24 protein-coding genes and 1 pseudogene are annotated in these 23,686 nt (G+C 64.4%); 18 read left to right on the top strand and 7 right to left on the bottom strand.

Features of this window, described 5'->3' with window-relative positions:
* The first annotated feature begins 115 nt into the window (after positions 1–115).
* Positions 116–772, top strand: coding sequence for a MarC family protein (locus tag AC1DJT_RS16015; RefSeq protein ID WP_441493136.1), 657 nt, complete (start codon positions 116–118; stop codon positions 770–772).
* A 247-nt stretch (positions 773–1,019) separates the two neighbouring features.
* On the opposite strand, the gene AC1DJT_RS16010 is transcribed toward AC1DJT_RS16015, so the two are convergent.
* The 3 genes from AC1DJT_RS16010 to AC1DJT_RS16000 form a co-directional block, all read right to left on the bottom strand.
* The gene (locus AC1DJT_RS16010; protein WP_441508420.1) at positions 1,020–1,895 is read right to left on the bottom strand and encodes an ABC transporter permease; all 876 of its coding nucleotides are present in this window, start codon (positions 1,893–1,895) and stop codon (positions 1,020–1,022) included.
* Positions 1,896–1,932: 37 nt separating this feature from the next.
* Positions 1,933–2,886: an ABC transporter permease gene (locus AC1DJT_RS16005; protein ID WP_441493134.1), complete on the bottom strand. Its 954-nt coding sequence runs from the start codon at positions 2,884–2,886 to the stop codon at positions 1,933–1,935.
* An 88-nt stretch (positions 2,887–2,974) separates the two neighbouring features.
* Positions 2,975–4,660, bottom strand: coding sequence for a peptide ABC transporter substrate-binding protein (locus AC1DJT_RS16000; RefSeq protein ID WP_476768656.1), 1,686 nt, complete (start codon positions 4,658–4,660; stop codon positions 2,975–2,977).
* Between the two features lie 303 nt (positions 4,661–4,963).
* On the opposite strand from AC1DJT_RS16000, the gene AC1DJT_RS15995 reads away from it, so the two are divergent.
* The 3 genes from AC1DJT_RS15995 to AC1DJT_RS15985 all read left to right on the top strand — a co-directional run bounded on the left by AC1DJT_RS15995 (position 4,964) and on the right by AC1DJT_RS15985 (position 7,518).
* The gene (locus tag AC1DJT_RS15995) at positions 4,964–5,584 is read left to right on the top strand and encodes a helix-turn-helix domain-containing protein (RefSeq protein ID WP_441508422.1); all 621 of its coding nucleotides are present in this window, start codon (positions 4,964–4,966) and stop codon (positions 5,582–5,584) included.
* 67 nt (positions 5,585–5,651) lie between these two features.
* A complete protein-coding gene (locus AC1DJT_RS15990) occupies positions 5,652–5,996 on the top strand; it encodes a RidA family protein (RefSeq protein WP_069881941.1) in 345 nt (114 codons plus the stop codon).
* Positions 5,997–6,081: 85 nt separating this feature from the next.
* On the top strand, positions 6,082–7,518 hold the full coding sequence (locus AC1DJT_RS15985; RefSeq protein ID WP_441508423.1) for an NAD(P)/FAD-dependent oxidoreductase: 1,437 nt from the start codon (positions 6,082–6,084) through the stop codon (positions 7,516–7,518).
* A 120-nt stretch (positions 7,519–7,638) separates the two neighbouring features.
* On the opposite strand, the gene AC1DJT_RS15980 is transcribed toward AC1DJT_RS15985, so the two are convergent.
* The 3 genes from AC1DJT_RS15980 to AC1DJT_RS15970 form a co-directional block, all read right to left on the bottom strand.
* Positions 7,639–8,124, bottom strand: a complete 486-nt coding sequence (locus AC1DJT_RS15980) for a pyridoxamine 5'-phosphate oxidase family protein (RefSeq protein WP_441508424.1) — start codon at positions 8,122–8,124, stop codon at positions 7,639–7,641.
* A gap of 123 nt (positions 8,125–8,247) precedes the next feature.
* The gene (locus AC1DJT_RS15975; protein WP_476834410.1) at positions 8,248–8,784 is read right to left on the bottom strand and encodes a hypothetical protein; all 537 of its coding nucleotides are present in this window, start codon (positions 8,782–8,784) and stop codon (positions 8,248–8,250) included.
* Positions 8,785–8,873: 89 nt separating this feature from the next.
* Entirely contained in the window at positions 8,874–9,173 is a 300-nt protein-coding gene (locus AC1DJT_RS15970) for a PepSY domain-containing protein (RefSeq protein WP_441493128.1), read from the bottom strand.
* Positions 9,174–9,329: 156 nt separating this feature from the next.
* Here AC1DJT_RS15970 and AC1DJT_RS15965 point away from each other — a divergent pair, with 156 nt between their 5' ends.
* The 14 genes from AC1DJT_RS15965 to AC1DJT_RS15900 all read left to right on the top strand — a co-directional run bounded on the left by AC1DJT_RS15965 (position 9,330) and on the right by AC1DJT_RS15900 (position 22,966).
* On the top strand, positions 9,330–9,833 hold the full coding sequence (locus tag AC1DJT_RS15965) for a YciE/YciF ferroxidase family protein (RefSeq protein ID WP_476834409.1): 504 nt from the start codon (positions 9,330–9,332) through the stop codon (positions 9,831–9,833).
* Between the two features lie 131 nt (positions 9,834–9,964).
* On the top strand, positions 9,965–10,369 hold the full coding sequence (locus AC1DJT_RS15960) for a CopG family transcriptional regulator (RefSeq protein WP_476834408.1): 405 nt from the start codon (positions 9,965–9,967) through the stop codon (positions 10,367–10,369).
* A gap of 50 nt (positions 10,370–10,419) precedes the next feature.
* Positions 10,420–11,484 (top strand): extracellular catalytic domain type 1 short-chain-length polyhydroxyalkanoate depolymerase, encoded by a 1,065-nt coding sequence (locus AC1DJT_RS15955; RefSeq protein WP_441508426.1) that lies wholly within the window; start codon positions 10,420–10,422, stop codon positions 11,482–11,484.
* A 225-nt stretch (positions 11,485–11,709) separates the two neighbouring features.
* The gene (locus tag AC1DJT_RS15950) at positions 11,710–12,261 is read left to right on the top strand and encodes a HupE/UreJ family protein (protein ID WP_441508436.1); all 552 of its coding nucleotides are present in this window, start codon (positions 11,710–11,712) and stop codon (positions 12,259–12,261) included.
* A 62-nt stretch (positions 12,262–12,323) separates the two neighbouring features.
* Positions 12,324–14,084 carry a di-heme-cytochrome C peroxidase gene (locus AC1DJT_RS15945; protein WP_441508427.1) on the top strand — a complete coding sequence of 587 codons (1,761 nt, stop codon included), beginning with the start codon at positions 12,324–12,326 and terminating at the stop codon, positions 14,082–14,084.
* Between the two features lie 79 nt (positions 14,085–14,163).
* A complete protein-coding gene (locus AC1DJT_RS15940) occupies positions 14,164–15,663 on the top strand; it encodes a DUF4331 family protein (protein ID WP_476834407.1) in 1,500 nt (499 codons plus the stop codon).
* A gap of 10 nt (positions 15,664–15,673) precedes the next feature.
* The gene (locus tag AC1DJT_RS15935) at positions 15,674–16,831 is read left to right on the top strand and encodes a hypothetical protein (protein WP_476768652.1); all 1,158 of its coding nucleotides are present in this window, start codon (positions 15,674–15,676) and stop codon (positions 16,829–16,831) included.
* The gene (locus AC1DJT_RS15930; protein ID WP_476768651.1) at positions 16,828–17,040 is read left to right on the top strand and encodes a twin-arginine translocation signal domain-containing protein; all 213 of its coding nucleotides are present in this window, start codon (positions 16,828–16,830) and stop codon (positions 17,038–17,040) included. Before AC1DJT_RS15935 ends, AC1DJT_RS15930 begins: the two co-directional genes overlap by 4 nt.
* A gap of 51 nt (positions 17,041–17,091) precedes the next feature.
* Complete coding sequence (locus AC1DJT_RS15925) at positions 17,092–17,562, top strand: (2Fe-2S)-binding protein (RefSeq protein WP_441493121.1); 471 nt, start codon at positions 17,092–17,094, stop codon at positions 17,560–17,562.
* A complete protein-coding gene (locus AC1DJT_RS15920) occupies positions 17,559–19,790 on the top strand; it encodes a xanthine dehydrogenase family protein molybdopterin-binding subunit (protein WP_476768650.1) in 2,232 nt (743 codons plus the stop codon). The genes AC1DJT_RS15925 and AC1DJT_RS15920 overlap by 4 nt, the downstream gene beginning before the upstream one ends.
* 13 nt (positions 19,791–19,803) lie before the next feature.
* Complete coding sequence (locus AC1DJT_RS15915; RefSeq protein ID WP_476834406.1) at positions 19,804–20,019, top strand: hypothetical protein; 216 nt, start codon at positions 19,804–19,806, stop codon at positions 20,017–20,019.
* Entirely contained in the window at positions 20,012–20,548 is a 537-nt protein-coding gene (locus AC1DJT_RS15910) for a cupredoxin domain-containing protein (protein ID WP_441493118.1), read from the top strand. Before AC1DJT_RS15915 ends, AC1DJT_RS15910 begins: the two co-directional genes overlap by 8 nt.
* On the top strand, positions 20,538–22,157 hold the full coding sequence (locus AC1DJT_RS15905) for a cbb3-type cytochrome c oxidase subunit I (RefSeq protein ID WP_476834405.1): 1,620 nt from the start codon (positions 20,538–20,540) through the stop codon (positions 22,155–22,157). Before AC1DJT_RS15910 ends, AC1DJT_RS15905 begins: the two co-directional genes overlap by 11 nt.
* Positions 22,154–22,966, top strand: a complete 813-nt coding sequence (locus tag AC1DJT_RS15900) for a c-type cytochrome (protein WP_476834404.1) — start codon at positions 22,154–22,156, stop codon at positions 22,964–22,966. Before AC1DJT_RS15905 ends, AC1DJT_RS15900 begins: the two co-directional genes overlap by 4 nt.
* Before the next feature lie 202 nt (positions 22,967–23,168).
* Here AC1DJT_RS15900 and AC1DJT_RS15895 read toward each other — a convergent pair.
* Positions 23,169–23,686 (bottom strand): annotated as a pseudogene (locus AC1DJT_RS15895) (outer membrane protein); the annotation flags it as partial.

Below are 23,686 nucleotides of genomic sequence, written 5' to 3'. Positions count from 1 at the left end.
TCCTGGCGGCGGGCCGACGTTCTCGAGGTGACAACGCGCGGCAGGGACGCCGACCGGGAGCAATTTCCTGACAAGAGAGGCCTGCGCGCACACGCAATCGGAAGGGGAGATGCGGATGAGGACCGAGCTTTCTCTCTTCGTGGGCACCTTCACGACCTTGCTTGCCATCATCAATCCGTTCGAGGTCCTGCCGGTCTACCTCAAGCTGTTGTCCGGCAAGGATAACGCAACGCACCGCACGGTCGCCCTGAAAGCCTCGGTCTACGCGCTGCTGCTTTGCTTCTTCTTCTTCATTTTCGGAACGCTCCTGCTCCGGATTTTCGGCGTTCCGCTCAGCATGGTGCGGGTCGTCGGCGGCATCATCCTGATGAAGATCGGCTTCGAGCTGTTCATGCCGAAGAAATCTGGCGACGATCTGGGTCTCTCGGGCGCCGATACCGGCGAAGCGAACATCGCTTTCGTGCCGCTGGCGATGCCGATCATGTTCGGTCCCGGCGGCATCGCCACGATCATCGGGATGACCGCGACGATCAAGGATTCATCCAAGGAAATCCTCTCGTTCATCGCCATTTCTGCGGCAATCCTGGCAACGATGTTCACCACCTATATCTGCCTGATCTATGCCGAGAAGCTCACGCAAAGAATCGGCCCGATGGGGATCGACGCGATCACGCGCATTGTCGGGTTCTTTGTTTCCGCGATCGGGGGCGGCCTGATTTTCGACGGCGTGGTCGAAGCTCTGGAAATGCATGGCATGACCACTTTGCACTGAGCGACGTCTCCGTCCGGGAAGCGTGCCTGCGAAAAATGGAGGGGCAAAATCTGTTATTGGGCAGGGCGGCTTTTGCCCGCGCTGCGAGGGCAGGCTCGGAACAGGCCGCGGCCGGCTTCAAGCGGGCGCCAGCTTCGGCAGGCGGCGGCGGACATGGGCGGCGAGACCGGCGATGTCGGGCGCGGCGTTAAGCCGGCGCAGCCCTGGCTCGCGCTCCGCGCTTTCGAGCGGCCGTCTGATGGGCGTCTCAAGCCTGCCGCGCATCGAGTGCGTCGCGTAGTCCATCTCCGATGAAGTTGAAGGAGGTCACGGCGAGCGTGATCGCGGCGCCGGGGATGATTGCCAGCCAGGGTGCGCTGGTCAGGTAGCTCTGCGCGCTTTCGAGCATGTTGCCCCAGCTCGGCGTCGGCGGCTGGATGCCGAAGCCGAGGAACGAGATGTAGCTTTCGGCCAGGATCGCGTGCGCAACATTGAGCGTGGCCGCAACCACGATCGGCGCGACCGCATTGGGCAGCAGGACGCGGAACATGGTGCGCTTGCTGCTGGCCCCGAAGGAGACCGAGGCCTGTACGAATTCCCTCGTCTTGAGCGAGCGGATCTGCGCCTCGACGACGCGGGCGACCTCCATCCAGGAGGTCATCGCGATCAGCAGCACGATCGAGGGCACGGAGGGCTGGATCAGCGCCGAGACCGCCAGCAGCAGGAAGATCGAGGGGAAGCACAGCATCGCGTCGACAAAGCGCATCAGCGCGGCGCCCAGGGCCCCCTCGTAGAAGCCCGCGACCAGCCCGACCACGACGCCGATCGCCATCGCGATCGCCATGGCGGAAAAGCCGACGGCGAGGGAGATGCGGCCCGCCATCAGGAGCCGCGCGAGGATGTCGCGCCCGAGCGGGTCGGTGCCGAGCACATGCGGGCCCGAGAAGGGCGCCGCGAAGCGGGAGCGGATGTCGATGAAGGTGTCGGTATAGGGCAGCAGCCACGGCCCGACGATGCAGGCGAGCGTCAGCAGGGTGATGGTCGCAGCCCCGAAGACCGCAAGCCTGTGGCGCCGGAAGCGCCGCATGCCCGGGCTGTTCCAGAAGCCCGGGGCGGGCGCAAGCATCGGTTCGGCCATGCTCATGAAGGGCGCCTCTCGCTCATCGGTGACATCCGGCTCATCAGTGGCTTCCGGCGATGCGCGGATCGGCGACGCCGTAGAGCAGGTCGGCGATCAGGCTGCCGAGCAGCACCAGCATGGCGGAGAACATCAGGATGCCCATCACCACGGGATAGTCGCGGTAGCTGATCGAATCGAGGAAGAGCCGGCCCATGCCCGGCCAGGTGAAGACGGTCTCAGTGACGAGCGCGCCCGACAGCAGCGTCGGCACATGCAGTCCGGTGATGGTGATCATCGGCAGCAGCGCGTTGCGCAGCACATGCCGCAGCAGGATGGTCCGCTCCGGCACGCCCTTGGCGCGGGCGGTGCGCACGTAATCCTGGTTGATCACGTCGAGCATCGAGGAGCGCATGTAGCGGCTCCAGACYGCCGTCGAGACCAGCGCCAGCACGATGCAGGGGCCGATCAGGTGATGCAGCTGGTTCAGGAAGGAGCCGTCGCCCACCGTGTAGCGGTTGCCGGCGGGCAGCCAGCCGAGGCCGACCGAGAAGACATAGATGATGACGAGCCCGAACCAGAAGGTCGGGATCGAGAGCGCGATCATCGCGCCGATCGTCGCCAGCGAGTCGAAGATCGAATAGCGCTTGATCGCGCCGAGGATGCCGACCCAGGCGCCGAGCAGCATGGCGAGCAGCGTCGAGGTCAGCATCAGCTCCAGCGTCGCCCCGATATGGGAGGCGATGACGTGCAGCACCGGCTGCTGGTCGCGATAGGAGCGGCCCCAGTCGCCGCTCAGCATGCGCCAGAGCCATTCCGCATATTGCACGGGGAGGGGTCGGTTCAGGCCGAGCTGTTCCGCGATGCGGTCGAGATCGGCCTGGGTCATGTCGCCACCGGCGGCGAATTGCGAGAGCGGCCCGCCTGGCGCCAGGTGCAGGATGGCGAAGCCGATCACCGAGACGATGAGCAGCAACAGCAGCGACTGGCCGAGGCGGCGCAGGAGGAATCCGATCATGGCGCCGTTCTCCCGGCCGCTCCGCGCTTCATGTCACTTCGCCCGTTCAATCACTTCACCCGGTGCCAATCACTTCGCTCGGTGCCAATCACTTGGCCCAGTACCAGCTGCCCATGTTCCAGGCGTTCTGGCGCTGGTTGATATTGGGGCGATAGCCGATCAGGCCTTCCTTCACGCCCTCGATCGGCGCGTATTGGAAGATCGGCAGGATCGGCAGCTCCTCGCGGACGATCTCCTGCAGCCTGAAATAGATCGCCTTGCGCTTCTCCTGATCGAAGGTTTCCTGGCCTTCCTTCATCAGCGCATCGGCCTCGGCATTTTCCCACTGCATGTAGTTGCCGCCGCTGCCACCCTTCACCGGAATCGCATCGGAGGCGAAGCGCGAGGCCGGGTCGGGGTCGACGCCGGTGCGGAAGGTCGTACCGACCAGCAGCGACTCGAATTTGGAGCGCACGTAGAACTCGCCCCAGATCACCGCTGCCGGCATGTTGTTGATCGTCATCTTGGCGCCGACCTGCTGCCAATCCTGCTGGATCAGCTGCTGGCATTGCTCGCGCAGCTGGTTGCCGGTCGTCGTCGAGACCGCAAACTCGAGCGGCACGCCGTTCTTCATTCGCGTGCCCGAGCCGGAACGTTTCCAGCCGGCATCGTCGAGCAGCTTGTTGGCCCGGGCAAGATCGCGCTGCTGGACGGGGAGGGCGGGGTTGAACGCCCAGGATTCGCGCGGCGCGAAGGATTCCGTCGGCTTCGGCACGCCATAATAGATCGCGTCGATGATCGCCTGCTTGTCCATCGCCGCATAGAGCGCGTGCCGCACGGCCTTCTCGGCAAAGACCTTGTTGCCGAGATTCGGCATGATGATCTCGAGATTGCCGCTCGGCGCGACCGCGACCTTGCGGCCGGGAAGCTTGATCGCCTCCTGGTAGAAATTCGCGGGAATGCCCGAGATGATGACCAGGTCGACCTGGCCGGTGCGGAACTGGGCATAGAGCGCCGTCAGGTCCGGGATGTATTTGAGAACCGCCTTCTCGAGATAAGGGCCGTCGCCGTGATAGCTCTCATTGGCGACGAGCGTGATGATGTCGCCGGGCTGTCGCGTGCCCCAGCGGAACGGGCCGGTGCCGACGGGAGCATTGTTGAACGGCGCCGTATTCGGGTCCGCCGCCTTGCCCAGGATGTGCTTGGGAACGATATGCGTGTTCGCCAGCATCGCGAGATAGGGGGCGTAGGCCTTCTCCATCCGCCACGAGATCTCGTGCGGGCCCTTGACCACGATATCCCTGACGAAGGCATGGCCGACGCGCGTGCGCGCCTTGAAGCCGGCGGTGTTGATCAGTTCCAGCGAGTATTTGACGTCCTCGGCGGTGAAGGCCGTGCCGTCATGCCATTTCACGTTGTCGCGGAGCTTCACGGTCCAGGCGAGGCCGCCTTCCGAGATGCCGCCATTCGCCTCGCTCGGCACCGCGAGAGCGAGATCCGGGCGCAGCGTGCCATCGGGCTCGGCGACCCAGAGCGAGTTGAAAACGCTGGTCCAGACGACTTCGTCGACCTCGACGCCCGGCATCAGCGGGTTGAAGGAAACCGGTTCCTGCGAGAGCCCGACCACGACGACGCCGGTCGGCTTGGCCGGCGGCGGGGCGGTGGGCTTAGTCGCCGTCTGAGCTCGTGCGGCAAAGCCGAAACTCGCGGCAAGCGCGCCGGCGCCGAGGCCGAAGAGATCGCGCCGGTTCAGGTTCCAGTTCGAAAACCGCCGTGGATCGTGACTGTCTCGCATCGTGCTTCCCCTCTCCCAAGGCAACCGCTTTCAGCGAATGCGCTGAAAGGCATCATCATAATAATGAACACAAGCGGCAACCCATTTTCATAATGGGCGTCATTCGGCTAAAAATCTTCATCATATGATATCGTGCGTCAAGGTCTGAGGGCGCTCCGGTCTGTGGAATTTGGCCGGTATTACAAGCAATGCGTTGTATTTAAAGGGTAATTTTATAAATCATCGGAATTTCATCAAAATAGTTGCGCGGGCATTTTCATCATCATATCGTTTGCGGGCCTTCAATCGCTTCCCTGGGACCCCATGCCGGATACAGTGCTGCCCGCCGAGAACGCCGACATCGACAGCGACGAGCAGCTCGAGGCCATGAGGATCGGGCAGCGGCTGCGAGCCCTGCGGGCCGAGCGTGGGCTGACGATCCTGGAGTTGGCGGCGAAGGCGGGCGTTTCCTCCGGCAGCATCAGCCAGATCGAACGCGGCGCCTCCAACCCGTCGGTCAGTACGCTGCAGAAGCTGCGCGCCGCGCTTGGCGTCACGCTCTGGTCGTTCCTGGAAAGCGACGCGGCCGAACCGGCCCGCGAGTCGCAATATGTCCGGCGCCAGGCCAATCGCCCGCGCATCGTCGTCGGCACCAATCAACTGACCAAGGAGTTGTTGTCGCCGCGCGACAACAACGAGCTGCGCTTCATGATCCTCACCGTACCGCCGGGCGCCGAGAGCGGCAGCTTCCTGAGCGGGCCCGGCGACAAGGGCGGCTATGTCCTCTCCGGTCGGGTCGAGCTCAGCATCGGCGACGAGGTCTTCGAAATCGGGGAGGGGGACAGCTTCCAGTTCCCCAGCACCATTCCGCATCAGGTCGTCAACCGCTCCGCGAGCGAGGCGAAGCTGATCTGGATCATCAATATCCGGGAATCGCACCTGTAGGGCGATCGTATCAGGCGGGGCCGGCAAGGCCGCCTTCGCCTGCCATTCCAGCAGACCCAGAGGAAACATGATCACGCGTCACGAAGTCACCGGCCGTCTCAGCAAGGTGCTGGTCGCCAATGGATTTGCCTTCCTGTCGGGCCTCACCGCCAAGGACCGCAGCGGCGGCGTCAAGGAGCAGACCGCCGATATCCTCGCCCAGATCGACGCCTATCTGGCGATGGCCGGCACGGACAAGACCCGCATCGTCGTCGGCAACATCTGGCTGAAGGACATCAGCACCTTCAGCGAGATGAACGCGGCCTGGGAAGCCTGGGTCGACCCGAAGCAGCCGCCGGCACGGGCGACCGTCGAGTCGCGCCTGGCTGCGGACGACATTCTCGTCGAGATCCAGGTCCAGGCCCTCGTCTGAGCCTCAACGTCCGCCGCGCGTGATCGCGGCGGACTTTTTTCGCGTGTCCCCAAATCCTCGCGTCCTCCAGCGCAAGCGGTCCGCCATGCCTCAGTCATCTGCCCTTCCGAGCGTCGTCCCCGGCGACCCGTCCTGGTGGTTCATCGAGGCCATGAGCGCTGAAGCAGGCCGGCCGGATTCAGCGCCGCTGTCGGGCAGCATCACGGTCGATGTGGCGATCGTCGGTGGGGGCTTCACCGGGCTGTGGACGGCGCTGGCCTTGAAGGAGCGGGCGCCACAGCTCTCGGTCGCGCTGATCGAGGCCTCGCGCTGCGGCTCGGGGGCAAGCGGCAAGAACGGCGGCAAGGTTTCGGGCTATTGGGGCTCGCTTGCCGGGATGGAAGTAAATATCGGCTCAGACGGCGCGCTGGCGGTCGCCCGTTCCGGAGCCCGCGCCCAGGACGCGATCCGCGCCTTCGCGACGGCGCCCGGTCGCGATGTCTGGTGGCGCGACGGCGCCAGCATCCGCGTCTCGGCCTCGCCGGCGCAGGATGCCAAGATCAAGGGGTATGTCGAGACCGCGCGGCGTCTTGGCGTGCCGGATATGGCCCATGAGCTCTCGCCCGACGAGGTGGCAGCCTATTGCCGCTCGCCGGTGTTCCGCGGCGGCGTCTACCTGGCCGAGGGCGCAACCGTTCAGCCTGCCAGATTGGCGCGCGAACTGCGGCGGGCCGTGATCGATGCCGGCGTTTCCGTCTTCGAGAACACCCCGATGGTCGCGCTCGATGCCGGCACGCCGAGCCGCGTGCGAACCCCGGATGGCGAGATCATCGCCCGGGAGGTCGTGCTCGCCACCAATACCGAGCTGGCGAAGCGCCCGGAGGTGAAGCCGCATGTCAGCGTGTTCTCCTCCTTTGCGCTGATGACCGATCCGGCGCCCGAGAAGCTCGCCGCAATGGGCTGGACCCGCGATGAAGGGCTCGCGGATCTCAGGATGTTCGTCCACTATTTCCGCAAGACGGTCGACGGGCGCATCCTGATGGGCTCGGGCTCCGGCCCGATCAGCTTCGGCGGCAATGCCCGCGATCCGCGCCTGACCACCGACCTCGCCTCGGCCGCTCGGGCCGAGAAGGGGCTGCGCAGGCTGCTGCCGGGCTTCGCCGATGTCGGCATCGCCAAGATCTGGGGCGGCGGCATCGACGTCTCGTCCGATCGGCTGCCCTTCTTCCGCACCGTGCCGGGCACGCGCGTCCATTATGGCTGCGGCTATTCCGGCCATGGCGTGAACCCGACCTATATCGGCGGGCAATGCCTGGCCTCGCTGGTCCTCAATGCCAGGGACGACTGGGCGAGCCTGCCGCTGTGCACCCGCAGCCTTCCCTCGCTTCCGCCCGAGCCGTTCCGCGCCGTCGGCGGCCGGCTGGTGCGATGGGGCATCATTGGATGCGAGGAGGCCGAGGAAAGGGGCGAGCGTGCTGGCTCCGCGATGAGCGCCGCAGCGGCGATCCCAAAACTCTTCGGCCTGCGCATCGGAACGCGCTGAGAGCCGCGCTCCGATGATCTAACCCTTTGTGTTTGCATCGGCTTTCCCGAAAACCGCAATCCACCCTTCGGGCCGATGCTTTAGGTTTTTGTGTCCGCATCGGCTTTTGGGGCCGATGCTTTAGCCCAGCCGGACCTTGGCGACCTTGTCCCGGTAGTCGTCCTTGGGGTCGACGCCGAGCAGCATCTTGATGCCGGCAACCAGGTTGTTGGCGTTCTCCCAGATCTCGGCGCTGCTCGGGTCGAAGCGCAGCAGGGCGAGATTGGGGTCATCCTTGCCGCCTTCGAACCAGGCCGCGATGAAGCTGTTCCAGAGCCGGTCGATGACCTGGCGGTCCATGTCGATCATGAGATCGCCCTCGACCGAGACGAACAGGTCATGGCCCTTCGAGACCAGGCTGAAGGCCGCGGGCTTGCTGCCCGACAGCGCCTTGACCAGCTCGGTGTCGCGGGAGGCGAAGAACCAGATGGGCCCATGATCGGCCTCGAGCTGCGCAGTCATCGGGCGGGTATGGCCCTGCTCGGAACCGGCCAGGCCGAGCATGACGGTCATGTCGGACTTCAGGGCCTTCCAGAATTTTGCTTCCAGTTCGCTTGGCGTCGGCATGGCATTCCTCCTGCTTCCCTTGCGTTGAACGGCCGCGTGATGGCCATGTTCGGGGTGGTCCCCGCTGGCGGCGGATGCGCGGAAAAACCCCGCGGCGAGGCCGCGGGGTTTCCGGTTCCGCCCTCAGACGACCGGCGGACGATAGGCGGTGCCGTTCTCGTCGAAGCGACTCCAGCCGGCGGCGCGGTATTCGGCCTCGCGGGTGGAGCGATCGATCGGCGTCGCTCCGTCCATGATCGCGACGACGGTGGCTTCGTGCTCGGGCTCGGCCCTGACCGCAATCACCGTGCCGCCGCGGCGCACCGTCTCGGCATGGTATTCGGCCTCGTCCTTGTCGACGCCGGCGCTGGTAAAGGACCCGACGATCCCGCCGGCCGCCGCGCCGGCGACCGCCCCGGCCGCGGTTGAGGCGAGCCAGCCGGCTGCCACCACCGGGCCAATGCCCGGGATGGCGAGCATGCCGAGGCCGGCGAGCAGACCGGCCGCGCCGCCGACGCCGGCGCMGATCCCGGCGCCCTCGGCTGCATTGCTCTCCTCGGGTTTGCTGTGTCGGCCGACGAGGCTGACATCGCGACTGGGAACGCCTGCGGCCTCGAGTTGCTCGACGACCGAGAGAGCGGTTTCATAGCTGTCATAGGAACGGGTGATGGTGCGGGTCATGTTCAACTCTCTTGCTTTGAGAAAGCGGGAGGCGCGATCTGGCGCCGGGCGAGCCGGCGGCGAGTGATCTGCGCTCAGTGATCTGGCGCTCAGTGGCGGACGATGTTGCCGCGATAGTCGACGGAGACGTCGACCTTGGCGCCGGCATTCATGGCCGTGCCCTTCCAGACGCCGTTTGCGTCCTTCTTCAGGCCTGTCACGTTCGAATAGCCATTGGCTTCAAGGCGGCTCTTGGCCTGGCCTTCGGTGAAGCTGTTTGCGCCCGGCAACGGGGCGTTCTTGTCCGCCTCTGCCTTTGGTGCCGGCATTGGCGACGTCGTCGAGGTCTGCGCAAGCGCTCCGAAAGCAGTCGTCGAGGCGATCAAAGAGGCGATGAGAAGCTTTTTCATGGTAATTCTCCGCAGGTTCGCGATTGTACGTCCTGATGTCGTATCAACCGGCACCCCCGGCAGAGAGTTCCGCAAATAAATACTTCTGATGGGTGGAACACATGGCTGCGTCGTCGGTTTCGCCAGCGCTATCCTGAAATCGCTGGAGGACACCCGATGGCCACAACACCGAAGCCACTCGAYGASCTGTTYCACGACATGCTCAAGGACGTCTATTACGCGGARAAGCARATYCTGAAGGCGYTGCCGAAGATGGCCAAGGTCGCCACTTCGCCCGAGCTCAAGAAGGCGTTCGAGACGCACAGGGCCGAGACGGAAGGCCAGGTTGAACGCCTGAGCGAGGTCTTCGATCTGATCGGCAAGGCGCCGCGCGCCAAGACCTGCGATGCCATCCTCGGCATTCTCGAGGAGGGCAAAGCCGTGATGGAGGACTATGCTGACAGCCCGGCTCTGGATGCGGGTCTCGTCGCCTCCGCGCAGGCAGTCGAGCATTACGAGATGGCGCGCTACGGCACTCTGAAGGCATGGGCGCAGCAGCTCGGCCACAAGGATGCCGTCAAGCTGCTCGACGCGACCCTTGCCGAGGAGACCAGGACCGACAAGGCCCTGACGCAGCTTGGCGGGCCCGCCAATTCCGCAGCGGTTGCCAAGGCGGCCTGAGCGAACGGCCGATCCGGCCCCGGCGGCCAAGGCTGCCGGGGCCGTTTCTTTGGCTCGATCTCGCACAGGGGGCGCCCGATGCCCTTGTGCTTCGGCCAATTCCATCCATATACCATCCCTATGGATGGTATATGGATGACCAGATKAAAATGCCCGATAGCGAAAAGCTCACGCTCAATCTCGGCTTCGTCGATCTCGGGCGCATCGACCTGCTCGTCCGGGACGGGTTCTATTCGAACCGCTCGGACTTCATTCGCACTGCGGTGCGAAACCAACTCGCGACCCATGCCGATGTCGCCGCGCAGGCGACGACGCGGCTCTCTCTCGAGCTGGGCCTGCGCGTCTTCACGAGGCGCGATCTCGAAGCGGCCAAGGCCGCCGGCGAACGCCTCGAGATCCGCGTCCTCGGCCTCGCCGTCATCGAAGCGGATGTCTCGCCGGACCTCGCGCGGGAGACGATTGCCTCACTGACCGTGCTCGGCGCGCTCCATGCCGCCCCCGAAATCAAGGCCGCCCTGGCCGACCGACTGGCATGAAAAGGCACAGCGACATGAACATCCGCATCCGCTCCGCTGTGGGCGAAGCCATGACACGTCTGAGAGGCGCCGATGTTGCAGGCGCGACTGCGGCCATTCAGCAGGCGCTCGCCGGGCGGCCTGTTCAGCCCCCGCAAGAACCCGGCGGCGACGAGACGGGGACGGCCGGGTCGATCGTCCCGCGCCGCCTCGGTGACGTCTTGCAATCGCTTCGGACTGTACAGGCGCGCGTCGCCGATCAGCCCGGCACGGCGCGTCGCCAGCCTGGCCCGGCAGAGGAGGACGGGCGCTTTCGTTCCTGCAGCTTTCGCAGCGCCGCCGGAGCTCTGGCCTACAAGCTCTACGTGCCGGCGGATCATGCCGGGCGCGAACTCGCGCTCGTCGTGATGCTGCATGGCTGCACGCAGGATCCCGATGATTTTGCGCGGGGAACCCGGATGAACCGGCTCGCCGACGAATTCGGCATCATCGTCGCCTATCCCCACCAACCGCGTTCGGCCAATGCCCAGGGCTGCTGGAACTGGTTCGATCCGCGTCATCAGCGGCGGGGGGCGGGAGAGCCCGCGGCTCTCGCGGGCCTGGCCCAGGAACTCGCTGCCGAGTTTGGCATCGATCGCGCGCGCGTCTTTGTCGCCGGCCTGTCTGCGGGCGGCGCGATGGCCGATGTGCTGTCCTCGACCTATCCCGATATCTTTGCCGCCGCCGGCATCCATTCCGGCCTTCCCCATGGCGCCGCAAGCGACGTCATGTCGGCCTTTGCGGCGATGAAGGGCAATGCGAAGCCGATATCCCGGGGGACGGGAAGCGGCGCCCGGCAGATCATCTTCCACGGTACGGCCGATGCCACCGTTCACCCCTCGAATGGCGAGACGCTGTTTGCTCGGGCTAGCGCCCGCAATGGCGCGCTGGGGGAGTTGACGACCGATGCCGTCGTCAACGGCCGGCATGTCACCCGCACGCTGGTCGGACCCACCCATGGTCCGGCCACCACGGAATACTGGCTGGTCCAGGGAGCCGGTCATGCGTGGTCGGGCGGGGATGGGGCGGGAAGCTTCACCGATGTGTCGGGCCCCGATGCCTCGCGCGAGATGATCCGGTTCTTCCTGGAGACCTGACGGGATCGTCTCTCCTCGCATGCTGGGGGGGGCGGGAAAAGGAGCCTGATGTCAAAGTCGCTGGGGTAACGATCGTGCTTGCTACTGGCCCAAGGGACAGGTCGACAATCCTCGGGACGCCCCCTTAGTTTGGCCGGGCTTAGCCAAGGCAAGTCCAAGCCTACCCTTCCGTCCGGTTGAGGAGCATGTGCTTTGCGCCGTCTTGTTTTGTCTTCGCTCATTTTTGTGATCGGCTTGGCCGTGCCAGCCTTGGCGCACACGGAGGCGAGCGCCTTCGCTGGATTTGCCGAGGGCTTTCATCACCCCCTGACCGGACTCGACCACGTCGCAACGATGCTGGCGGTTGGTCTTTGGGGCGCTTACCTCAGTGGTCGGGCCATCTGGGTCCTGCCGATCGTCTTTCCCCTCGTCATGGTTCTGGGGGGGGTGATCGCTGTCCTTGGCCTTCCTCTGCCTGGTTTCGAAAGCGGAATAGCAGCATCTGCGCTTGTGCTTGGCCTGATGGTCGCCTTCGCCGTGCGCGCGCCGCTCTGGATCGCCGCCGGTCTCGTCGGGGCGTTCGCCGTCTTCCATGGCTATGCGCATGGTCGTGAGGTGCCGGACGCCGCGGAGGCGGTAACGTTCTTCGTCGGCTTCGTTGTCGCGACAGGCCTGCTTCATCTCGCTGGCATCGGGATGGGCCTGCTGACGCGCTGGAACTGGGGCTCGGTCCCCGTCTGCGCCGCAGGCGCCGCCATCGCGTGCACCGGGATCGCCTTTCTGACCGGCACGGTGTGACGCTCATCGAGGCGCGGTGGCACCCAGCCGGATCACTCAAGCCAGTCCTCAGGAGCGCTCGCATGAAAAAGGCAAACTACGCGTCGCTGCTCGCCGTTGGATCATGTCTGGCAGTATCGGCAAGCGCACAGCAGGCTGCTCCGCCTGCGACGAGCCCGTCCGTCGTTTATCTCAACCAAGCTTGGTCGCAGGAAGATCGCGAGTGGTATTATAATTTCTCGCAGGGTTCCGCGATTATTACGTACGATCTTTATCTGAACCTGGAAGTCGCCAACAGCCAGGATTTGTTTCGATCCGACGCGAACAACAAGGCCCACGGACTTACCCCCCAATCCGCGAGCGCCAATAACAGGGATGGCTTGCCGATCGGCGTCACCAAGACCGCTGTTTCTGAAACCGTAAAGGGTTGGCCGGCTGGTGATTATGCTGGTCTGACCTGCGCCGCCTGCCATCAGGGGCAGCTGAACTACAAGGACAAGGCCATTCGCATTGATGGCGGCATCGCGACCGCGTTCGATATACAGAGGATGATTCAGAGCCTGAACGATGCGGTGCAGGCGACTTTGACCGATGCGGCGAAATTCGACCGTTTGGCGGGGCGGCTCGGAGCCACTGCCCCTGACGGGAAGGACAAGCTGCGCAAACGGGTTGAGAGCGAAGCGGAGCGGGTGAATCAGTATGCCACCCGAACGTCCCGCACTTCGCACCCATGGGGTCCCGGCCGCATGGACGCGCTCTCGCTGATCATCAATCGCACGACCGCGACACTACCGGGAATCCCCGAGAACTGGGCGATGGCAATTGCACCGGTCAAACCGCCGTTCCTATGGAACGCTCCGCAGGGATTATGGACACAGTGGGGCGCGTTCGCCCAGAATCCGATCGGTCGCAATTTTGGAGAAACGCTGGGCGTCTACCTGCCGGTTGACCTGAGCTCCAAATCTCCCGCCGAAGGACTGTTTCAGTCCAACGCAGCCATCCTCGATCTTGGGCGGGTCGAGAAGCAACTGGAACGACTGGCGCCGCCAAGTTGGCCGGAAGAGGTGTTCGGCAGGATCGACCGTGACAAAGCGAAGGTGGGCAAGGGCTTGTTCGTGGAGCTTTGCGCGAGCTGCCATAATGCCTGGCCTTATCGCTGGACCGAACCGAACAAACACGGGAAGCAATTCGTCCTCGTTGGACTGACTCCACAGACATATGTAGGCACCGACAGGGCCCAGATCGAGGCGCCGAAGCCACTGGCGTTTACCGGCGAATTGAGCAAATTCCTGCCCCCCGAATTCCGCGGCCAACCGTTCTTGCCGCCGATGCTGTTGAACGCACTGATTGGTGACGAGGTGCGCGGCCTGGCGATTGCAAAGCTCAAGCTCACCGAAGCCCAGCTATTGGACCTGCGCGGTTATCGCGAGCTTCCTACGCCACGCCCGGCGGAACATGTCTACAAGGCTGCTCCGCGGGACGGGGTCTGGGCTACACCGCCATTCCTGCACAACGGGTCGGTGCCCAACCTCTACGAGATGCTGATACCGGCGGCAGAACGCACCAAGAAATTCTACCTCGGCGGCGACTTCGATCCCGTCAAGGTGGGCCTCGATACCACCGCGACGTCCGGGACCTTCCTCGTGGATACGTCACTGTTGGGGAATTCGAACGCTGGTCACTCGTTCCAGAACGGGCCGCGCGGAAACGGCATCATCGGCCCCTTGCTGGCGGAACAGGAGCGCTGGGCGCTTGTCGAGTACCTGAAATCCATTCCGGAGGAGCCCGGCCGCGTGACGCCGTTCGGAGGCCCAGCGCAAGCCAGCCTTCCCCCGAGGCCGTGACCTTCGGGGCGCGTGGGGAATCGTCCGGCATCAGGCCGGGCGGTCGCGAGGTTTTGACAGCGTAAACGGGAGCCGGGCGATGTCCGATCATATCGATGGGCCGAGGCAGATCGGCGACCCCTCGGCCGATCTCACTGACCTGTTCGCGTTCACGAGCCCCGAAAACCCGGCTCGTACGGTGCTGGCCGCCAATGCCTTTCCGACCTGTGGTGCGGACGCGATCTTCTCCAATGCTGTCGGCTTCGCAATCGTGGTTCGTCGCGCGAAGGTAGCCGGGGTTGGCGAGGCAACGAAATTCGAGACGAGCGACCCGGAAATCCGGTTCTCCTGTCGGTTCGACGCGCTGGAACATGGCGCGGCCGGACAGCCTCCGATCCAGCGTGGCACCTGCACCCTGCCTGATGGTCAGACGCTTCGTTTCGTCGTCAACGACGAGCGCGGTGCGTCCACGCCCGATGGCGTCTTCAGGGTCTATGCGGGGGTGCGGTCTGATCCATTCATCCTCGCGTGGCTGCTCGGGGGCGATGGCATGAGGAAGTTCGAGAACCTCCTGTACAACGACAACGTGCTCTGCATCGCTATCGAATTTGATACGCAACGTGTGCTCGATCCCGACAGGGGGGCTCTTTTTGGAGTGATCGCCGAGACGGTGCCGTTGCCGCATGCCGGCGCTCTTGTTGGGCACGAACCGCCACGCCTCGATTGGGTCGRCCGTCCCGAACAGACCAATGTCCGGCTCAACAATGGTGGGCTGGCCGGCGTGGACGATCTGCGCGATCTCTGGAACCAGCAGACACCGTTTGCGATCGACGAAACGCTCAAGCCMCTGTTCCTTCAGCGCCTGAAGGACAGCCTGGCCAACTGGGATATGCGCGACGGCAGGCAGGATTGGACCCCGGCCGCGCTGGCATCCAACGCCAGCATGTTTCTCGACGACTTCATGCTGTTCGACGTGGCGAAGCCGATCACCGATACGAGCCATTTCGAAATCGAAAGAAGCACGCTGAACGGAAAACCCTATCAGACCGGCGGCGGACGCACCGTCGATGCCGATGTCATCGATGTGCTTCTGACCTGGCTGGTGAATCGCGACCGCACCCACCTCCAGGGCGGTACGACCAAGGCAACGAAGCCCGGCACCAGGAATTTCCCCTACTTCGCCACACCCAACACCGACTTGCAGACCATCATGGAAACCGTCGAGCTCAGTGCTCCACCCGACCGGATCTGGGACTTGATCGGACCATTCGGCGGCACCTGGCACCCGCTGGTCGCCCAGATCGTGCTGACGGGCACGGGTGTTGGCCAATTGCGCACGATCCAGACGACGGAAGGCAAGCAGATCATCGAACGTCTCGACGCAAGCGACAGCACGGCCAGATTCTACCGCTATACAAATATCGCAGGGCTGCCGGTGGCGAATTACACGGGAATGCTCTCGGTCAAGCCGAGTGGCTCAGGCAGCACCGTCGAGTGGCGCGCACAATTCGTTCCGAACGGCCAAGGCACGATTATCGTCAAGACGATCGTGTCGACGCTGTTCAAGACCGGGCTCGATAGCCTCAAGTCGCGCTTTTGAGGACAGGGGTATGATTGCGCAAGCAGAGTCCGACAACGTGGTCTTTCAGACCACCGACGGCGAGATCGCCGCGATTAATCTCAATAGCGCGCGCCTGCGTTCCTGGACGCGTTTCGATCAGGATCCGCAACGAACGGGCGTCTCCGAAACCGTACTCGAACATGAGCAACTGACGGCGCAACTCCTGGGCGACTTGTCCGCATTCGACCGCATGGAAACGCTGGCCGATCTGCTGGCGCGGCTCGACCCCTCGTCGCCACGGACCGCATTGATCCGGGCCCAGGTCGCGTCAGCCCTGCACCGTTTTGCCGAGGCGCGGGGACATGTGGCGCAAGCGAGCCTCGGCGAGGCTTCAGCGGCGGAAAATCTACTGCTGACGATCGATCAGGCCTGCGGCACCGCGCTGGACGCGGTGCTGGAGAAGCGGCGCCGTATCGCGGAGCAATCCGGGCTCTTGCCGGATCAGGTGGCGCTCGGCGCCCTGCTGGCCGATCTCGGGGACTTTGCCGGCGCCGACCAAATCTACCGGCAGGCGCTCCGCGACTACCGCGAGGTGTCGCCATTCCCCGTGGCCTGGGCCTGCTTCCAGCTCGGCGTGCTCTGGGGCGAACTCGTGCCGGAACCCGATTTGGCCCGCGCCGAGCGCTGGTACCGAAAGGCCGTCGCCTGCTTGCCCTGCTATGTGAAGGCCCGCGTGCATCTGGCCGAAATCCAGGCCGGTGACGGCCGGACGAGGGAAGCTGAAGCCACTCTTGTTCCCGCCATTGCAAGCGGCGACCCCGAAGTGCTCTGGCGCCTAGCCGATACGCTGGCCGTCTCCGACGAGAGGCGCAGCGAGGCCGACGCGTATCTGGACGCCGCACGCTCAGGCTTCGAAGCGCTCCTCGCCAGGCATCTGCTGGCCTTTGCCGATCATGGCGCCGAGTTCTACGCCGGCAGCGGTGGCGATGCTCGGAGAGCCTTCGAACTGTCGCGGATCAATCTCGAGAACCGACCGACGCTACGCGCCTTCGAGCAGGCTCATGAGACCGCCATTGGCGCTGGCGAAACCGAGGCCGCCGCCGCGATCGCCGCGTCGGCGCGTCGACGCTGGGCCCCCACGGCCGCGTTCCGACTGTCGTCGCTGGCACGACACGGTGCTGCCGAAACCGATGGAGCCGTCGCATGATGATCGACCGTCGCAGGTTCGTAGCGGGCGCAGGCCTGGCTGCCGTCACACCCGCCATCGCCTTGTCCTTGCCGCAACCTTCTCCGGCGCCGGCGACCGCAATCGCGCCTGTCCTGATGATCGCCGGCTGGAGCAATCCGGACGACGGCGACACGGCGGAGCAGGTGTGGCTGCGCGTCGGTCATGGATGGCGAACGGCCTGGCGATGATGAGACGAGGGCTCTGACGACGACACGGAAAGCTATGTGCGGAGAATCACCTTGGCCGACACGATCAAGCTATCCGTCAATGGCGAGGCACGTGTCCTAAGTATTGACGATCCCAATATGCCGTTGCTCTACGCGTTGCGCGAGCAGCTTGGCCTGCATGGCTTGCACTACGGCTGCGGGCTCGGTCAGTGCGGAGCTTGCACCGTGCACTATTACGGGGAAGCGTTGCGTAGCTGCCTCATGCCGGTCTCGGCGGTCGCCGGGGCCGAGATCGTGACCCTGGAAGGCCTGGGGACGGCGGAAAAGCCGCATCCGGTGCAGCAGGCCTTCATCGACGAACAGGCTGCCCAATGTGGCTACTGCATCAACGGCATGATCATGCAGGCGGCCGCGTTTCTTTCGACCACGAAGCGGCCGACGGAGGAACAGGCCCGACTGGCACTGGCGAGTAACCTCTGCAAATGCGGCACACATGTCCGGATACTGCGCGCCGTGATGCGCGCCGCCGAGCAGATGTCATGAGGGCGGGGGGGCAGATCTCCGGGGCGCCACTCTCTCGTCGTGCAGTCTTGACCTATGGCGGAGCGCTCGTCGTAACGTTCGAAGCCCTGCGATCACCGTCATGGGCGCAAGCCCCACCCGCGGCGAACGGCGGCGCGGCAGAYGAAGTCGGCGGGTTCATCGCGATCGGTGCCGACGGGCTCGTCACGATCAAATCCGGGAAGGTCGAGCTCGGCACCGGTGCGCTTACCGCCATCGCCCAGATTGCGGCCGAGGAGCTGTCCATCCCGATGGGCCGGGTAACGATGATCCAGGGTGATACCGAACTCACGCCCAACCAGGGGCCCACCTATGCCAGCCTGACCATTCAGGACGGTGGCATGCAGATTCGCCGTGCTGCGGCCACCGCACGCGCCGCATTGCTCGATCAGGCTGCAATTCGCCTCAAGGTCGCCAAGGACATGCTCGAGGTGCGCGACGGCGTGATCACGCCCCGGCAAGGCGGCCAGGGCCTGTCATATGCCCAACTGGTCGGCGAACGTCGGCTGACGATCAAGGTCGATCCCGCCGCGGCGCTGAAGGACCCGAAAGATTACACGATCGTCGGCACGCCCGTGCCTCGCCTTGATATTCCCGCGAAAGTCCTTGGCAGGTTCACCTTCATCCAGGATTTCACGTTGCCTGGCATGCTGCACGCGCGGATGGTTCATCCAGCGGCGCTCGGCGCCAAGCTCGAAGCCTGGAACGACGCCGCCTGCCGCAAGATCACGGGCTATGTGCGGACGGTCCGCAAGGGCGACTTTCTGGCCGTAGTCGCCGGCAATGAATGGGCGGCCATCCGGGCATCGACCGCGATCGTCGCGACCTGGTCGGCCTGGGCAGGCCTGCCCGACGAGGCCAGGCTGTTCGAATATGTTCGCAGCTCGAAAGTCGTCCGCAATGAGGTCCTACAGAACACCGGCGATACGACCGGCGACGAGAGTGCGAGCGGCAGAATAATCGAAGCGACCTACGACCTGGCCCTCAATACGCATGGCTCGATCGGCCCGTCCTGCGCGGTGGCCGATTTCAAGGATGGTGTTCTCACTGTCTGGACACCGTCACAGGCGAGCCACCTGCTGCGGTCGCAACTCGCCACCATGCTGGGACTGTCGCAGGAGCGCGTGCGCTGCATCTTTGTCGAAGGCGCAGGATGCTATGGCCGCAACGGAGCCGATGATTGCTCGTCCGAAGCCGCGTTGCTTGCAAAGCTGCTCGGCCGGCCGGTCCGGTTGCAATGGATGCGAAGCGACGAACATGGCTGGGATCCGAAGGGGCCGCCGGTCCTGCTCGATTACCGCGCCAGTCTTGATGATCAGGGCCGAATTGCCAGCTGGCAATCCGACATCTTCCTCAGCGAACGACCGATGCAGCGCTCGGGTGCGACGCTCCTGGCGGCCACTCTCGCGAAACTGCCGAAATTCGGGTCGGGAGCCGGGGTGTATAATCCGGGCCTCGGCATCCCCTATGCCTTGGCCAACAGCAAGCTGACCGCGCATTGGCTCGCCGACACGCCGCTCCCGGCGGCATGGATTCGCGCGCCTGCACGCCTGCAGAACACGTTTGGCAATGAGAGCTTTCTCGACGAGATTGCGGCCGCAACGGCTGTCGATCCGTTCGATATCCGCACCCGGAATCTCAAGGACCCGCGCGGGCTCGAGCTGCTCGAGAGCCTGCGGAACCTCGCGCAGTGGGAGCCGCGCGGCTCGCGGCCGCGCGATGGCGGCATGCTGGTGCGGGGGCGGGGCGTGTCCTACGCCAAATACGAGCTGGTCCGGACCTATGTCGGGATCGTCGCCGATGTGACGGTCGATTGGTCGGACGGCCGGATCAAGGTCGATCGCGTCTTCGTCGTTCACGACTGCGGCCAGATCATCAACCCTGACGGGCTGCGCAATCAGATCGAAGGCAACGTCGTCCAGACGATCAGCCGGACGCTGGTCGAGCAACTCACCTTCAGCCGCAGTGCGGTCACGAGCCTCAACTGGGGTAGCTACCCCATCCTGACCTTTCCGAACGTCCCTCAGGTCATGATCGACCTGATCGACCGGCCAAACGAAGCGCCATGGGGAGCGGGCGAGCCGACTACTTCCGTCGTGCCCTCGGCCATAGCGAATGCGGTCTTCGACGCGACCGGCGTGCGCTTGCGATCGGTGCCGTTCAGAGCGGCCAAAGTTCTGGCGGCTATGCGCCTGGCGAAAGCGAGATAGCGGGATGAGCACCGTGGAAGCACAGGATCACGAAGGAGAGGACTACGTCTCCTCCGCTTTTCGGCGTGAAAACGTCGCCATCGTGGGCAGCCCCGACGAAATCCGAAGGGTCGCCGCAGAAGGCGTGAGCGGCGCCATGGCCGTTGCCGGCCTGGCGGTGGCCGCCATCCTCGTCATCTGGTTCGCCTTCCTCCTGTTCATCTATCTCCCGCGAGGCGCTGTTGACTGATCTGACAGGCGAATCCGAACGAAGATGGGCCTGGGTCGTCACCGGGGTCATGGTCCTCGTGCTTGCGGTGATCACGTTCAACGGCGTGCACTGGGCCGTGCAACCCCCGTCGAATGTCGAAACGATCGATGCGGATCGCCTCCATCTCGCCGGGGAGTTTGTCGAGACCAATCTGGGCACCGAGGTCGTGGCGGATCAATCGGTGGTCGTGCGCGTCGTCGCCGAGCAATATTCGTTCGTGCCGGCCTGCATCGTCGTTCCCACCGAGACCAGGGTGGTTTTCCGCGTCACCAGCCCCGACGTGGTGCATGGCTTCCTGATCGCCGGCACGAATGTGAACAGCATGGTGGTGCCCGGGTTTGTCTCCGAGGCGCGTACGCGCTTCGAGCGGCCCGGCGAACACCTGATGCCTTGCCAGGAATATTGCAGCGTTGGGCACCAGGGCATGTGGGCGCGGGTGAAGGTCGTCGATCGCCTCGAATTCGCCCGATCCTATGGCGGCAGATTGCGAGCGTCCTGTGCAGGGTAGCAACCGCCTCGTGCTCGCCCATTTCTGGACCGCCTTCGCGGTCTTCGCCGTCATGATTCCGCTCGGCGCCTGGCAGATGCTGGTGCGTAGCCCGCTGCATCGGTGGATAGACCCGGAACTCTACTACCGGGCGGTCACGGCGCACGGCACCTCGCTCGCCTATGTCTTCCCGACGCTCGTTGCGATGGGCTTTGGCTATGCGGTCTGCGCGGTGTCGCTCGGCCGGCCGATGCACGGGGCGCGGCTTGCCTGGGCGTCTCTCGGACTGGTGATCGCCGGGGGCGTGCTGGCGATCGCGACCGTGGCGGCCGGCAAGGCGACTGTTCTCTACACCTTCTATCCACCGCTGCTGGGCAGCCCGTATTACTACCTGGGCATCCTGATTGCGGTGATCGGTTCATKGATCTGGGTCGGCCTGATGATCTCGCATTTCAGGCGCTGGAAGCGTGATTATCCGGATCTCCCGGTTCCGCTGGCGATGTTTGCCACCACGGCCGGCGCATTGCTCTGGGCCTGGACGTCATTGGGAGTCGGGGCGGAGATCGTCTTTCTGATCCTGCCCAATGCCTTCGGCTGGACGGACACGATCGACCCCGCCCTTGCGCGTCTGCTGTTCTCCTGGACCTTGCATGCCATCGTCTACTTCTGGCTGATCCCCACCTATATCGCCTTCTACGTGCTGCTGCCGCAGGCCGCCGGCGGCCGGCTCTACAGCGACAAGATGGGCCGGATCGCCTTCCTGCAACTGCTGATCTTCGCGATGCCGATCGGCCTTCATCATCTCTTCGCCGATCCGCAGATCGGTGCCGGCTTCAAGTTTCTCCATGCGGTCTTCACGGGAATGGTGGCGGTCCCCACGCTGCTCACGATTTTCACCATTTGCGCGTCTCTCGAAATCGCGGGCCGCCTGCGGGGCGGGCGCGGTCTTTTCGGCTGGATCGCCGTTCTGCCATGGGACCGCCCACTGGTGCTGGCTTCGGTGCTTTCGCTGGTCATGCTGGGCATGGGTGGGGCCAGCGGCCTGATCAACATGAGCTATGCGCTCAACCTGACGATCCACAACACCCAATGGGTCACCGGGCATTTCCACCTGATCTACGGGGGGGCGATCGTGATCATGTATTTCGCGATTGCCTATGAACTCTGGCCGCGCCTGACCGGTCGCCCGCTCGCATCGCCGCATCTCGTCCGGCTGCAGCTCTGGACCTGGTTCGTCGGCATGATGGTCGTCACGCTACCCTGGCATCTGGTCGGTGTCATGGGACAGCCGCGGCGCATGGCCTATTTCGACTTCACCAATTCTGCACTCGCGCCTCAGGCGATCTGGGTGAGCGTGTCGACGGTCGGCGGCTTCATTCTTGTGGTCTCGGCGATGCTGCTCGTGGGCGTGCTGGTCGCATCTCATCGTGCGCCGAAAGCCGCGATCCCGCCGCTGAGATTTTCCCTTGCGGTCAATCCTCCTCTCCGATTGCCCAAATCCCTGAACAGTTTCGGGGTCTGGACGCTGCTGGTCGTGGCCCTGACCGCCGCAAATTATGGCTATCCACTGGCCCAGTTTCTTTTCCTGAACAGGACGAGCGTTCCTGCCTATTCGAGCCAGGTACGATGAGCAGCGGGGGGCGCCAAGCATCGCGCGATTCCCGGTTCGCCGTATGGATCAGCGCCACCGTCGCGCTGTTCATCGTCGCGGTGCTGATCGGCTTCATATGGTTGCCATCCGTCCAGAGGGGCGCCGAAGGTCTCGATCTCTGGAGCGTGATTTGCCGTGCAGTCGGCCTGCCCAACGCAAGTGCGCGGGCTCCCGTCGCGATAGCCGCACAGCCCGCTTCGACGGTTGCCTGGACCGCCTCGACGCGACAGCAGCTTGCGCAAGGTAACGCGGCGCGCGGTGCAGCGCTTGCGGTCAACTGCAACAACTGCCACGGCCTGAACGGCATCAGCACTGACGCGGCCTTCCCAAATCTCGTCGGTCAGAGCGCGGACGCGATCTACAAGCAGCTCGCGGATTACCGGAGCGGCAAGCGCAACCCGGTGGTAATGGGAGTATTCGTCTCATCCCTGTCGGAGCAGGATGTTTTCGATCTCGCGAAGCACTTTGCGTCGCTCTCGCTCCCCGTTGCCGGGCCTCCGGAAAAGAGCGATCCAGCGACCTCCAACGTCCGAACCCTGATCGAAGTCGGCGATCCCCGGCGAGRCATGGCGCCCTGTGCGGCATGTCACGGACCGCTCGGCTTGACGATTGGCGCTCCGAGCCTGCGAGGCCAGCAGCGTGCCTATCTCGAACAGGAACTGCAGGCCTTTGCCACGGAGAGCCGCCGCAATGACATCAGGGAGCAAATGCGCTCCATCGCTCGCCAGCTGACGAGCGCAGAGATCGCGATGATTGCTGCCTATTATTCCGGCCTTGGCCAGCAATAACCGCGGGGAAGCGTTGCCTCATCAAAAAGGATTGCCGGCGCGCGGCCTGCTGATTGCAAGCGGGTATCGGTTCCTGCTGGGCTAGCCTCGCGAAACCATGCGAGGGGGAGTGAGGAATGGGCCGAACCAGTCGCGGCTGCCATGGTGCAGCCCTAACCAGAACGGTACTGGGTTGAACGTTCGATGCGGCGTGTTCGCCGGGCTATTTCGGAAACAGGAACTGCACCTGGGCCCGGAGTTGCCAGTCGGCGCCGCCGCTGGGCTTTGCGACATTGTAATAGGCTGCAAGCTGCGCGTTGATGGCCTGATGGCCGATCTTGAACACGCGCCCGAAACCGCCTCCAATCGGCACCGTCCAGCGGTCGCCGTGGCCGGCTTCCCAGTCGGCGGTGATGATGGGAGACGAGGTCAGATACCAGCCGCCGTGGAAATTGTAGTTCACGAAGGGCTGGAGCGTCATCGCATTGACCGCGCTGCGGTTGCTCTTGCCCGCGAAGGACCAGACATTGTTGGCGAGGACGCCGACGACCCAGGGCCCTTCGATCGCCAGGGCAACGAAGGCCGGGCCCGCCGAGTACTTGCCGCTGGTGAGGGTCTTGTCGGTGCCGGTCGGGAATACGAAGGTCGGCCCGATGCCCCAGATGATGCCGTGCGTCGGCTGCTTCGGCGAGAAGAAGAAGCTCGGGTTGATGTCGCCGAGGCCGAACTCGCGGTCACCAT

Source organism: Allobosea sp. 05T422_2 (genome assembly GCF_056396265.1).
Note: the sequence above shows the minus strand (reverse complement) of the source record. Positions and strands in the feature narration are given on the sequence as shown.

Bases quoted from the DNA above. Each gene is read 5' to 3' on its own strand.
- AC1DJT_RS16000 (WP_476768656.1), bottom strand. From the start codon at position 4,660: ATGCGAGACAGTCACGATCCACGGCGGTTTTCGAACTGGAACCTGAAC.
- AC1DJT_RS15930 (WP_476768651.1), top strand. From the start codon at position 16,828: ATGATGATCGACCGTCGCAGGTTCGTAGCGGGCGCAGGCCTGGCTGCC.
- AC1DJT_RS15955 (WP_441508426.1), top strand. From the start codon at position 10,420: ATGACACGTCTGAGAGGCGCCGATGTTGCAGGCGCGACTGCGGCCATT.
- AC1DJT_RS16015 (WP_441493136.1), top strand. From the start codon at position 116: ATGAGGACCGAGCTTTCTCTCTTCGTGGGCACCTTCACGACCTTGCTT.
- AC1DJT_RS16010 (WP_441508420.1), bottom strand. From the start codon at position 1,895: ATGAGCATGGCCGAACCGATGCTTGCGCCCGCCCCGGGCTTCTGGAAC.
- AC1DJT_RS15995 (WP_441508422.1), top strand. From the start codon at position 4,964: ATGCCGGATACAGTGCTGCCCGCCGAGAACGCCGACATCGACAGCGAC.
- AC1DJT_RS15985 (WP_441508423.1), top strand. From the start codon at position 6,082: ATGCCTCAGTCATCTGCCCTTCCGAGCGTCGTCCCCGGCGACCCGTCC.
- AC1DJT_RS15970 (WP_441493128.1), bottom strand. From the start codon at position 9,173: ATGAAAAAGCTTCTCATCGCCTCTTTGATCGCCTCGACGACTGCTTTC.
- AC1DJT_RS15945 (WP_441508427.1), top strand. From the start codon at position 12,324: ATGAAAAAGGCAAACTACGCGTCGCTGCTCGCCGTTGGATCATGTCTG.
- AC1DJT_RS15980 (WP_441508424.1), bottom strand. From the start codon at position 8,124: ATGCCGACGCCAAGCGAACTGGAAGCAAAATTCTGGAAGGCCCTGAAG.
- AC1DJT_RS15935 (WP_476768652.1), top strand. From the start codon at position 15,674: ATGATTGCGCAAGCAGAGTCCGACAACGTGGTCTTTCAGACCACCGAC.
- AC1DJT_RS15990 (WP_069881941.1), top strand. From the start codon at position 5,652: ATGATCACGCGTCACGAAGTCACCGGCCGTCTCAGCAAGGTGCTGGTC.